General features: G+C 67.7%; 10 protein-coding genes. 5 read left to right on the top strand and 5 right to left on the bottom strand.

Features of this window, described 5'->3' with window-relative positions; all coding sequences use genetic code 11:
* Window positions 1-412 precede the first annotated feature (412 nt).
* Window positions 413-715, top strand: a complete 303-nt coding sequence (locus tag ACWPN3_RS03990; RefSeq protein ID WP_492242468.1) for a hypothetical protein — start codon at window positions 413-415, stop codon at window positions 713-715.
* A 96-nt stretch (window positions 716-811) separates the two neighbouring features.
* Here ACWPN3_RS03990 and ACWPN3_RS03985 read toward each other — a convergent pair whose 3' ends face one another.
* Both ACWPN3_RS03985 and ACWPN3_RS03980 read right to left on the bottom strand, forming a co-directional pair.
* Complete coding sequence (locus tag ACWPN3_RS03985; RefSeq protein WP_109447570.1) at window positions 812-2,227, bottom strand: HlyD family type I secretion periplasmic adaptor subunit; 1,416 nt, start codon at window positions 2,225-2,227, stop codon at window positions 812-814.
* Window positions 2,228-2,294: 67 nt separating this feature from the next.
* A complete protein-coding gene (locus ACWPN3_RS03980) occupies window positions 2,295-3,923 on the bottom strand; it encodes a type I secretion system permease/ATPase (RefSeq protein ID WP_492242469.1) in 1,629 nt (542 codons plus the stop codon).
* A gap of 451 nt (window positions 3,924-4,374) precedes the next feature.
* Between ACWPN3_RS03980 and ACWPN3_RS03975 the strand changes: the two genes are divergently transcribed.
* The 3 genes from ACWPN3_RS03975 (at window position 4,375) to ACWPN3_RS03965 (ending at window position 7,288) form a co-directional block, all read left to right on the top strand.
* Complete coding sequence (locus ACWPN3_RS03975) at window positions 4,375-4,902, top strand: peroxiredoxin (RefSeq protein ID WP_109447574.1); 528 nt, start codon at window positions 4,375-4,377, stop codon at window positions 4,900-4,902.
* A gap of 308 nt (window positions 4,903-5,210) precedes the next feature.
* Window positions 5,211-6,203 (top strand): extracellular catalytic domain type 2 short-chain-length polyhydroxyalkanoate depolymerase, encoded by a 993-nt coding sequence (locus ACWPN3_RS03970; protein ID WP_109447575.1) that lies wholly within the window; start codon window positions 5,211-5,213, stop codon window positions 6,201-6,203.
* A gap of 8 nt (window positions 6,204-6,211) precedes the next feature.
* Complete coding sequence (locus ACWPN3_RS03965) at window positions 6,212-7,288, top strand: extracellular catalytic domain type 2 short-chain-length polyhydroxyalkanoate depolymerase (protein ID WP_492242470.1); 1,077 nt, start codon at window positions 6,212-6,214, stop codon at window positions 7,286-7,288.
* A 69-nt stretch (window positions 7,289-7,357) separates the two neighbouring features.
* Here the strand turns inward: ACWPN3_RS03965 and eno are convergent, their stop codons facing one another.
* Complete coding sequence (gene eno / locus ACWPN3_RS03960) at window positions 7,358-8,635, bottom strand: phosphopyruvate hydratase (RefSeq protein WP_492242471.1); 1,278 nt, start codon at window positions 8,633-8,635, stop codon at window positions 7,358-7,360.
* Window positions 8,636-8,782: 147 nt separating this feature from the next.
* A complete protein-coding gene (locus ACWPN3_RS03955) occupies window positions 8,783-9,568 on the bottom strand; it encodes an alpha/beta fold hydrolase (RefSeq protein WP_492242472.1) in 786 nt (261 codons plus the stop codon).
* 132 nt (window positions 9,569-9,700) lie between these two features.
* Between ACWPN3_RS03955 and murJ the strand changes: the two genes are divergently transcribed.
* Window positions 9,701-11,251 (top strand): murein biosynthesis integral membrane protein MurJ, encoded by a 1,551-nt coding sequence (murJ, locus tag ACWPN3_RS03950; RefSeq protein ID WP_492242473.1) that lies wholly within the window; start codon window positions 9,701-9,703, stop codon window positions 11,249-11,251.
* On the opposite strand, the gene ACWPN3_RS03945 is transcribed toward murJ, so the two are convergent.
* Entirely contained in the window at window positions 11,252-12,094 is an 843-nt protein-coding gene (locus ACWPN3_RS03945) for a sulfurtransferase (RefSeq protein ID WP_492242474.1), read from the bottom strand.
* Window positions 12,095-12,171 lie beyond the last annotated feature (77 nt).

The raw sequence follows: 12,171 nt of genomic DNA, 5'->3' as shown, positions 1-12,171 counted from the left end.
TGTCGCCTTGGGTCCGCGGGATCGGGCTTGCGCCAGATTGGGCTTTGGGCCTTGCGGACGGACGGCTATACAGGCTGGCAGGCGATGGTCTTCAGGAAACGGTGTCTGGCGGGCAGTCTCTGGGGGCGGTCTGCACCATGTCGCTGTGGGTGGCGTCGCTGTGGGTCGCGTGCGGCGGTCGGGCTTTATGGTGCGGTGCAGGAGAAATCCGGAACCTCTCATACACCGCAGATGTGAACATTTCATTTCAAGGATCGTCGCACAAGTGTGGCGTATCGGCCAGACACGGGGAAGGATGATGGTGACGGGCAGTCAGGGTAACGGTCGGGGTATCGCTAAGGCCGGGCGGGCGTTCAGCCTGCTAATCGTAGCGATACCAATGGTTTTCGGGCTGTCGGCCTGCAGCGACCGCATGCTCGACACCGGCCCGCTGGGGGCCATCACCGGCGAGGCTTCGCCGGTCAGCGACAATTCGTCGCCCATCCGCAGCATGACCGGGGAGCGGAGCGAGTACCCCAACCTGGGCACGGTTCCGCCGCGGCCGACCGACCTGACCACCGAGGCGCAGCGCCAGCAGGCGATGGACCGTCTGGCCCAGGACCGCGCGGCATCCCGCCGCACCCGCGAGCAGACCGAGGCGATCCAGGTGCCGGAGCCGCTGCCCACCCCGATGGCGGTTCCGCCGAGGCCGGACCTCCGCCCCGGCAGGAGCTGAGCTTTCCGGCCAAAGAAAAAGCCCCCGGCCGGATGGTCGGGGGCTTTTGTCTGTATAGGGGCTGCCGGGGTGAGGGGCCGCCTCACCTCCTGCTCATCATTCCTGGATGAACGCCTTCACGTAGGACTGGCGCAGCGGCTGGATCAGGTAGTCCAGCGGGGTGCGGGCGGACAGCACGATGCGGGCCTCCACCGGCATGCCGGCCTTGATCTTCATGTGGCGGACTTCGTGGCTGTCGGCATCCTTCAGGCGGATGCGGGCCAGGTAATATTCCTGGCGGGTCGCGTTGTCGGTCAGGCGGTCGGCCGACACGTAGGACACGGTGCCGTCGATGGTGCCGACGACGCGGCTGTCATAAGCGGTCAGCTGGACCTTCACCGGCAGGTCGACGGCCATCGACTTGATGTCCTTCGGCTGGATGCGGACTTCGGCCAGCAGGGCCTTGTCGTCGGGGACGATGTCCAGCACCGGCTCGTTGGCGGTGATGCTGCCGCCGACGGCCGGGTGGCCGTACATCACGACATTGCCGGCGTCCGGCGCCTTGACGGTGCGGTTGTCCAGGCGGTTCTTGGCGTCGCGGATCTGCTCGGCCAGCTTCTGGGCGTCGCCGCGGGCCTTGTCCAGCTCGACCAGCACCTTCTCGCGGAAGTCGCTGCGGCGGCGGACCAGATCGCCCTGGGCATCGACCGCCTGCTGGCGCGACTGCGACATGCGGGCTTCCAGTTCATGGTCCTGGGCGTGGAGCTGCGCATTCTCCTTCTGCGCTGCCACCAGCTTTGTGCGGGTGGAGTTGCCGCGGTCCAGCAGGCCCTGGGTGATCTGGATGTCCTCGTCCGACAGCTTGATCTCGCGGGCCAGGAAGGCGCGCTGCTTCTCCAGACTCTGCACCTCGTCGCCCAGCGTGGCGATGCGGTCCTTGGTCAGCTTGGCTTCGGTGTCGAGCTGGGTGCGGCGGACCTGGAACAGCTTTTCCTGGTTCAGCATGGCGTTCTCGACCGCCGGCTCCTTGGCGCGGCGGGCGGCGAGAGCGTCCGGCCATTCGATGGCCGGCTTCTCGAACAGCTCTGCCGACAGGCGCGCTTCGGAGGCCAGCGTGTCGAACAGGGCGGCGTTCAGCATCTCCAGCCGGGTCTGCGCCTCGGTGCTGTCCAGCCGCATCAGGACCTGGCCGGCCTCGACCCGGTCGCCCTCATTGACCATGATGGCGCTGATCACGCCGCCTTCGGTGTTCTTCACCACCTTGCGGCCGGTCTCCGGCGCCAGCGAGCCCGAAGCGCTGATCGCGCTGTGCAGGGGGGCCACCGCCGCCCAGCCGGTCATGCCGCCGAAGCCGACCGCCAGGACCAGGAAGCCGCCCAGCAGCAGGCCGCGGGCATTGGTTTCCGGCATCGCCGCCCGCAGCGCATGGATCGAGGTGATGGTCGCCGTCTTGCGCGACGGCTTGCCGGCGGGGGTCTCGGGGCCGTTGTCGGAAGAAAGCGGGGCGGGGAAGGTCGTGGTCATCGTGGTCATGGGACTTCCTTGGCTCTGTCGGGTCTGGCGTCAGCCGGATGGTCGGTCTTGGGGGCGGTGCCGGCGGTCAGCCGGCGGCCCCTGCCGTGGCGGCGGCCGGACCCTGAGGGCCGAGATTGCGGAGGCGAGCAAGGTTGACGGCGCCGGGCTGGGCCTGCTGCTGCTCCGGACGCGGCAGCTCCATCGCCATGCCGTTCTTCAGGACGTAGGTGTGATCGGACATGTCGACGAAGATCGGGGCGTGGGTCATGACGATGGTGGTCGCCCCGCGCTCCTTGCTGGCCGCGACGAAGGCGCGGACCGCCTTGATGCCCAGCTCGTCCAGGCCGGCGGTCGGCTCGTCCAGCACCAGCAGCGGCGGCTGGCCGAAGGCGGCACGGGCAAGGCCGATCAGGCGGGCGCTGGCGCCGGTGATCGGGGACAGCGGGTCGTTGACCTCGGTCTCGTAGCCCATGGGCAGGCTTTCGACCCACTCATGGATGCCGACGGACCGGGCGGCGGCCTCAACCTCTTCGCGGGTGGCGGTGGTGAAGCGGGCGATGTTGTCGGCGATGCTGCCGGGCAGAAGATCGACCTGCTGCGGCAGGTAGCCGATGCCCTGGTCGGGGCTGTCGGGGGTCAGGGTGGCGACGGACAGGCCGCCCAGCCGCACCGTGCCGGCCGACGGCAGGGCGACACCGGCCAGCAGGCGGGCCAGCACCGACTTGCCGGAGCGGTTGGGGCCGGCGATGCAGACAGTCTCGCCGGGCTCGACCGACAGGGTGACGCTGCGCAGGATCGGCTTCTGGTCGCGGGGGGAGACGAACAGCAGGTTCTCGACGGTCAGGCGCTCGCTCTCGACGGGCACGGAGGGACGCTCCGGCTCACGCGACAGGCGCTTCAGCAGCGGCAGCAGGCGGCGGACGGCCTGGGCGGAGCGGACCAGCCCGCCCCAGGCGCCGGCGGTCTGCTCGATCGGGGCGAGGCCGCGGCCGACCAGCATCGAGGTGGCGATCATGCCGCCGAAGGACAGGTGCTGTTCGATCACCAGCCAGGCGCCGATGGCGGTGACGGCGATCTGCAGGACCATGCGGACCCACTTGGTGGCGGCGCCGATGGCGGCGCTGCGCTCATAGCCCTGGCCCTGCATGGCGCTGGCGGTCAGGAAGTCGCGGTTGACGGCGTCCAGCGAGGCGTTGCCCATGCGCAGGCCGCGCACGGTGTCGGAGCGCGACGCCAGCGCCTCGAACAGCTTCTGGGCGCGGCCGGCCGGCAGCTTGCTCTCGTCGTTGATGTCCTTGACGGCCACATAGCCGATCCAGCCCATCACCGCCATGATCAGCATCGACACGACCAGCACCAGCGCCAGCATCGGGTGGATGACGTAGATGCCGATCACGTAGAGCGGGGCCCAGGGCAGGTCCATCAGCGCCGGCAGCGACGGACGCGAGAAGGCGCCCTTCAGCTCGATCAGGTCGGCGAGCGGGCCGTTGTCCGGGCGGCCGCGGCCGGCGGCGTCCAGCGCGTCGGCGGTCAGCCGGCGGCGCCACCGCACCTCCAGCGCGTTGCCGGCACGGGCCAGCAGGCGCGAGCGCACCATTTCCAGAAGACCGCTCAGCGTCAGCGCCATCACCACGATGACGGTCAGCATGGCCAGGGTATCGTAATTGCCGGACGGGATGGCGCGGCTGAACACCTGAAGCGAATAAAGCGGCATGGCAAGCATCAGCGCGTTGATGGTGGCGCTGAAGATAAATGTACTAACAAGTATCCTGGTGAAATAACCGCGATTGAATGAGGCTTCCGGCTTATCATTGCCGGGCTGTCGCATAGAGTTAGACTTGGTCGAAACAGGCATAAAACAGCCCTCCAATTGTCACCGGTCGGCGCAGTGCCCACTGGATGCAGGCGAGACCAGAAGACGCGATCTTGGTAAAGGGGACCTTAACATTCGGGGACGTCACAGGATTGCCACCGGATGCCACCACTTTTGCGCAGGATTACCTCGGTTTTGTTTGTTCCTTCGGGGGTGACTTGGTGCCGGTGCTTGGCGGAAGGGGCATGACCTATGGCCGGTTGGAGGGGACGGGCATTACCGCTATCGTGCCCCTGCGGCGGTTTCCTGCGGCGGTTCCGCCGGTCCACCCCAACCACAGCCGGAGATGACGATGGAAGGGCGCAAGGTCCCCTCGGTGGTTTTCAAGACCCGCGTGCGCGACGAGAGCGTCGGCGGACCCAACCCGTTCCGCTGGCAGGACGTGCAAAGCGACGAGCTGTTCAAGGGCAAGCGGGTGGTGGTGTTCTCGCTGCCCGGCGCCTTCACGCCGACCTGTTCCAACGAGCAGTGCCCGGCCTTCGAGCGTCTCCATGACGACTTCAAGGCTCTGGGCATCGACGAGGTCTATTGCCTCAGCGTCAACGACGCCTTCGTCATGTTCCAGTGGGGCAAGAGCCTGAACCTGCAGAAGGTGAAGCTGATCCCTGACGGGTCGGGCCATTTCACCCGCCGCATGGGCATGCTGATCGACAAGGACAGCCTGGGCTTCGGCTTCCGCTCCTGGCGCTATGCCATGGTGGTGAAGGACGGTGTCGTCGAGAAGTGGTTCGAGGAGCCGGGGATCAACGACAAGGGCGAGAACGGCGATCCCTACGGCGAATCCTCGCCGGAGACCGTGCTCGCTTACCTGCGGAGCTGATCGGCCCGATTCGGTGCCCGGCCGGCCCGGCTGCCGGGATGATTTCGGAATGACGGTACAAGGCCGGCGGGGCGAGGGCTCCGCCGGCCTTTTCCATGGCTGCCCGAAGTGCCGCCGCCTCCTGCCACCGCCGCCTGCCGCCGGGGTTGGGTTGCGCATGGTCCTGCATGTGCGTGCATCAGAAATCTCTTAAGGCTTTTTGTTAGACATTCCCTGTTCTCTTGCTACCTTCCGCAGAGGTTTTGGCGGATGGGGTGCAGCAGGTGGCAGAAAATCGGCCGCTCCGGTGTTTTCTGGTTGCATGTTTCATGGCGGCGTCGGCGCTGCTGTCTCCCATCGGCACCGCTCCGGCCAGCGCCGATGCCACCGCACCGCCGCTCGCTCCGCACAATGTGGTGCTTGCCAAGAGTTCGGCATCGGGGCTGGCTGCCGGCGCCTTCATGGCGCTCCAGTTCCACGTCGCCCATTCGGGCGAGATGGCCGGCGTCGGTCTGGTGGCCGGCGGTCCCTATCTCTGCGCTGCCGAGAATCCGCTTCTGGCGGCGGCCTGCATGCAGGGCAATCCGCTCTGGCCGCGTGGCCAGCCGCTGTACGAGGCGGCCCAGCCGCTGGCGGCGGCCGGGGCCATCGACCCGCTCGACCGGCTGGCGCAGGCGCAGGTCTACCTGTTCAGCGGCCGCGCCGACATGGTGGTGAACCGCAAGGCGGTGGAGGAGGCGGAGGCCTTCTATCGGGCCGCCCATGTGCCGGCGAACCAGATCCGGATGGAAACCGGGCTGGATGCCGGCAACGGCTTCATTGCGCAGGGTGGGGTCAACGACTGCAACGCCAACCGCAGCCCTTATGTCAATGCCTGCGGCGACTATGACCAGGCCGGCCGGATCCTGTCGCACATCTATGGCGGGTTGAACCCGCCGGCTCCCGACATGCCGGCGGCCATTCCCTTCGACCAGACGCCGTTCGGCGATCCGGACCGCACGGGGCTGGCCCCTGCCGGCTATGTCTATGTGCCGCCCGCCTGCGGGCGCGGAGCGGCCTGTGCCGTGCACATCGTCTTTCACGGATGCCGCCAGTCCGCGGCCGAGGTCGGCGATGCCGTGACCACCGGCGCCGGCTTCAACCGCTGGGCGGCCAACAACAATCTGATCGTACTCTACCCGCAGCTGTCGCCGCGCAATTCCGCGGACCCGATTGCCTGCTGGGACTGGGTCGGCAGGACCGGGACGGAATACGCGACGAAGGGCGGGGCGCAGATCGCCGCTGTCCACGCAATGTTGACAACCCTTTCAGGGCAAAGGTGACCCTTTTCATGACCATTTCAAACAAAGCGATTCTCAAGACCGCTTTTGCGGCGCTCCTCGTCCTGGCGCCGCTTCCCGTGGCAGCCCAAAGCGTCGCCCAGATCAGGCTGTCTGACCTGAAACTGAAGATCGACCCGGCCCAGACCACGGTTTCGGGCATTTCGTCGGGCGCCTACATGGCCGGGCAGTTCCAGGTCGCCTATTCGGGGCTGGTCAAGGCGGCCGGGCTCGTCGCCGGCGGTCCCTACGACTGCGCCGAGGTGTCGACGGGCGGCGTCGCCACGGCAATCGTGGCGCTGAAGCGCTGCATGGACGTGGCGATGGGTGCGCCCGATGTCGATGCCCTGGTCGCCAACGCCAAGGCGCGCGAGAAGGCGAAGGAGATCGACCCGCTGTCCAATATGGCGCAGTCGAAGATCTACCTGTTCAACGGCGACGGCGACGTGACGGTCAAGCGGCCGGTCGCCGATGCCACCGACCGCTTCTACAAGGCGCTGGGGGTGGCGGAGGCCAACCTGTCCTATGTGAAGCTGCCGAAGGCGGCCCATGCCTACATCACCGACGGCTATGGTGCGGCCTGCGACTTCATCCCGAAGGAGGGTGAGAAGAGCGAATACATCAACAACTGCCAGTACGATCAGGCGGGCGCCATCGTCCGCTTCTTCTATGCCGACGCCAGGATCCCGAACGCCCCCGCCGCGGCCCGCCAGCCGCAGCTGTTCGACCAGGCGCCCTTCGTCGGAGACCCCAGCCGCAGCGGCATGGCCAAGACCGGCTACATCTATGTTCCGGAGGCCTGCGAGGGTGGCACGCAGACCTGCCGCATCCATGTCGCCTTCCACGGCTGCCAGATGGCATCGAACCTGATCGGCGACCATTTCGCCGTCAATGCCGGCTACAACCGCTGGGCCGACGTCAACAACATCGTCGTGCTGTATCCGCAGATCGACGGCGGCGCCAAGCCGACCTCCAACCCGAAGGCCTGTTGGGACTGGTTCGGCTACACCGGCTACGATTTCGCCCGCAAGAGCGGCTTCCAGATGACCGCGGTGCGCAAGATGATCGGCGCGCTCGCGGGAGAGTGACCGTCCGCTCAATATAAAAAAGCCCCTCTCCGGCGGACCGGAGAGGGGCTTTTTCTGACCTTGGGGCGATCAGGCCTTGAGGATGCCGCGGCCGGCGAAGCGGGCGGCGACGCCAAGCTGCTCCTCGATGCGGATCAGCTGGTTGTACTTGGCCAGACGGTCCGAACGGCTGAGCGAGCCGGTCTTGATCTGCCCGCAGTTGGTGGCGACCGCCAGATCGGCGATGGTGCTGTCCTCGGTCTCGCCCGAACGGTGCGACAGGACGGCGGTGTAGCCGGCCTTGTGCGCCATATCGACCGCTTCCAGCGTCTCCGACAGCGTGCCGATCTGGTTCACCTTCACCAGGATCGAGTTGGCGACACCCTGTTTGATGCCCTGGGCCAGACGCTTGGGGTTGGTGACGAACAGGTCGTCGCCGACCAGCTGCACCTTGCTGCCGATAGCGTCGGTCAGCGCCTTCCAGCCTTCCCAATCGTCTTCCGCCATGCCGTCCTCGATCGAGATGATCGGGTAGCGGCCGGCCAGATCGGCCCAGTAGGCGACCATCTGTTCCGGCGACAGCGACTTGCCTTCGCCGGCCAGCTCGTACTTGCCATTCTTGAAGAACTCGGTCGAGGCGGCGTCGAGCGCCAGCATGACGTCGTCGCCCGGCTTGTAGCCGGCGGCCTCGATGGCCTTCATGACGAAGCCGAGCGCCTCGTCGGTCGAGCCGATGTTGGGGGCGAAGCCGCCCTCGTCGCCGACATTGGTGTTGTGGCCGGCGTCCTTCAGCTTCTTCTTCAGCGACTGGAAGATCTCGGAGCCCATGCGGATGGCGTCGGCGCCGGTCTCGGCGCCCACCGGCATGATCATGAATTCCTGGATGTCGATGGGGTTGTCGGCATGGGCGCCGCCGTTGATGATGTTCATCATCGGCACCGGCAGCAGCGAGGCGAAGGCGCCGCCGACATAGCGGTAGAGCGGCAGGCCGGCATCCTCGGCGGCGGCGCGGGCGACCGCCAGCGACACGCCCAGGATGGCGTTGGCGCCGAGGCGGCCCTTGTTCTCGGTGCCGTCCAGGTCGATCATCGCAAGGTCGATGCCGCGCTGGTCGTCGGCGTCCAGGCCGGCGAGCGCGTCATAGATCTCACCGTTGACGGATTCGACCGCCTTCAGTACGCCCTTGCCGCCGAAGCGGGACTTGTCGCCGTCGCGCAGCTCGACCGCCTCGTGGGCGCCGGTGGAGGCGCCCGACGGCACCGCGGCGCGGCCGAAGGCGCCGCTGTCCAGCGCAACGTCGACTTCCACGGTCGGGTTGCCGCGGCTGTCCAGGATTTCGCGGGCGTGAATCTCGGTGATGACGCTCATGATCGGTCGATCCTTCGAGGAATGGCAGCCGCGTTGTCTCGCAGGCCGCGTTTTAAGGCGCGCAGGCTTGATAGCCCCGACGTCCGGGCGATGCAATATCTGCTTCGGCTTACAACCCCGCGCGGATGCGCGGATTCGAGCCGGAAATCAGAGAAATCCCTCCACCATCGCGGCGAATTCGGCCGGACGTTCGGCATGCAGCCAGTGTCCGACGCCGTCGATCATGCGGATTTCCGCCTTGGGGAAGTGGCGGCGGATGGCGTCGTGATGCTCCGGCCGGATGTAGTCCGACGCGCCGCCGCCGATGAACAGTGCCGGACCGTCATAGCGGGCAGCGCCGAAATCGGGGAAGCCGATCAGCTTGCCCATGTTCGCGCCGATGGAGTCGAGGTTGATCCGCCAGGAGAAGGCGCCGTTCTCCAGCACCAGGTTCTGCATGAGGAAGGAGCGCAGCGGCGCCTCCGGCACGGCGTCGGCCAGCTGCGCCTCCACCTCTGGCCGGCGGGTGACGCCTTCCAGCTTGGCGGCCTTCATCGCGGCGACGAAGGGGGCGTGGGTGTGGGTGTAGGCGACCGGGGCGATGTCGGCGACCACCAGCTTTTCCACCCGCTCCGGATGGGCCAGCGCCAGCGCCATGGCGGTCTTGCCGCCCATCGAATGGCCGACTATGGTGGCGCGGGCAAAGCCGCGGTCGTCGAGGAAGCGCAGCACGTCGGCCGCCATCTCCGGATAGCTCATGCCGTCGGCCCAGGGCGCGCCGCCATGGTTGCGCAGGTCCAGCGCATAGACCCGGCGGGATTCGCCGAAGCGGCGGGCGAGAGTCTGCCAGTTGCGGGCCGAGCCGAACAGGCCGTGCAGGACCAGCATCGGCGTTCCGCCATTGGCTTCGCCGGCTTCCAGATAGGTCAGGGGGAGGGCTTGCTGCTGCGGCATGTCGGTGCTTTCGGCCTGTGATGTCGGAAGATGCGTTCTGGACGAATGCGGGTCGCGATCCTATGACGAACGCGGCTGCACCGCTAGGATGCCGCCGGGCATCATCCGCATCACAGAAGCGACCCTGCCATCGTGTTCCGTCATATCCTGTCCGTCGGCGGCCTGACCCTTGCCAGCCGGGTGCTCGGTTTCCTGCGCGACGTGCTGACCGCGGCGCTGCTCGGCGCCGGGCCGGTCGCCGACGCCTTCTTCGTCGCCTTCCGGCTGCCGAACCATTTCCGCGCCCTGTTCGCCGAGGGGGCCTTCAACTCCGCCTTCGTGCCGCTGTTCTCGGGCAAGCTGGTGCAGGACGGGGCAGCATCCGCCCGCCGCTTCGCCGACGAGGTGATGACCCTGCTGGTCATCGTGCAATTGGTGCTGCTGCTGGCGGTGCTGGCCTTCATGCCGCAATTCATGACGGTCTTCGCCCCCGGATTCGCCGACGAGCCGGAGAAGTTCCGGCTGGCCGTTCTGTTCACCAGCATCACCTTTCCCTACCTGCTGCTGATCTCGCTGGTGTCGCTCTATGGCGGCGTGCTGAACAGCATGAGCCGCTTCGGTTCCGCCGCCGCCGCCCCCATCCTGATGAATCTGTGCCTGATCGCGGCGCTGGTGATCGGCACGCCGCTGATGCCGACGGCCGGACATGCGCTGTCCTGGGGCGTGCTGGCGTCGGGTGTCGCGCAGTTTCTCTATCTGGCCTGGGACGCAAGGCGGGCCGACATGACTCTGCGGCCGGTGATGCCGCGCCTGTCGCCCGACGTGAAACGCTTCCTGAAGGTTCTGGGGCCGGCGGCGCTGGGGTCCGGCCTGACGCAGATCAGCCTGTTCGCCGACACGCTGATCGCGTCCGCCTTGCCGACCGGGGCGGTGTCCTACCTTTATTATGCCGACCGGCTGAACCAGCTGCCGCTGGGCGTGATCGGCATCGCCGTCGGGACCGTTCTGCTTCCGGAAATGTCCAAGCGGATCAAGAGCGGCGACGAGGCCGGCGCGGTCGACAGCCAGAACCGCGCCATCGAGCTGTCGCTGGTTCTGACCCTGCCGGCCGCCATCGCCTTCCTGGTGGCGGGCACGCCGATCCTGTCGGTGCTGTTCCAGCGCGGCGCCTTCGGCCCGTCGGATGCCGCGGCTTCGGCGCTTACCCTGCAAGCCTATGCGCTGGGCCTGCCGGCCTTCGTGGTCATCCGCAGCCTCGTCAACGGCTTCTATGCCCGCCATGACACGGCAACGCCGGTGCGGGTGGCGCTGGCGGCGGTCGGCATCAATGTGGCGCTGAAGCTGGCGCTGATGGGGCCGCTGGCCCAGGTTGGGCTTGCGGTCGCCACCTCCGTCGGTGCCTGGGTGAATGCCGGGCTGCTGGCGCTGCTGCTGCACCGCCGCGGCCTGTTCCGGGCGGATGCGCGGCTGACCCGCAACCTGCCGCGGATGGCCATCGCCGCCGTCGCCATGGCCGGCGCCCTGTGGCTGGCGACCGAGCGGCTTGCCCCCTGGCTGGGTGCCGCCAGCATGGTGGAGCGGCTGGGCAGCTTGCTGGTGCTCGCCGTGATCGGACTGGCGGTCTATGCCGTCGCTGCGGTGCTGCTCGGGCTGGTGCGGCGCAGCGACCTCAGCCGTCTGCGCCGTCGCCGGGCGAAAGCCTGATCATCCCTCGGTCTGCAAAGGCCGCTCCGGATCGGCGCTCCATTCCGACATCGAGCCGTCATACAGCCGCACGCCCGGCACGCCGGCGATCTCGCTGAGCGCGAACCAGGACACCGAGGCGAGGTGGCCGGTGTTGCAGAAGGTGATGGGCTGGTCGCGCAAGGGCAGGCCGGCCTGGTCGGCCATCGCCTTCACCGCGTCTGGCGTGGCGAAACGGTGCTCGGCGGCGGAGAAGAGCGGGGCGATGTCCAGGTTGACGGCACCCGGGATGGTACCGGGGGCGCGGGCCTGCGGGCTCTTGGCCTTGCCGGCGAACTGTTCTGCCGACCGCGCATCGTGCAGCGGCACGGCCCCGGCCTTCACGGCGGCTTCGACATCCTCCACGGTGGCGCGCAGGCCGGCGCGCGGATGGGTGGCGAAGCTGGTCGGCTTGCGCACCGCCGGCTCGGGCGTCACCGGACCGCCGGCGGCGACCCAGGCGGCGAAACCGCCGTCCAGCACCGACACCGCATCGTGGCCCAGCATCTTGAAGGTCCAATAGACACGGGTGGCGTTGCCCATGTCGGACGCGTTGGCGCCGGCCGCGAGCAGCACCACATGGTCGCCGTTGCCGATGCCCAGGCCGCCGATCAGCCCCGCCAGAACCCCGGGTTCCGGCAGCATTCCGGCCCCGCCACCGACCACAGTCCGCCAGCCGGCCGTTGCGTAGTCGGAATGAACCGCTCCCGGAACGAAGCCGCCGGCGGGCGGGGTTCGTACGTCGAGGACGGTGATGCCAGGGCTGTCGAGCCGGCTTTTCAGCCAGGAAGCGTCCACAAGCGGGGAAATGCTGCTGTCGGTCATCAGGGTAAACCCGGTTCCGGTTGGTCGGCGGCCTTGCCCTACCGTGATCGTTGCTCGGTCGCAACGGGTCGCCCGGC

It is taken from the genome of Azospirillum sp. UENF 111221 (assembly GCF_058780625.1).
This window is presented reverse-complemented; position numbering and strand designations above follow the sequence as displayed.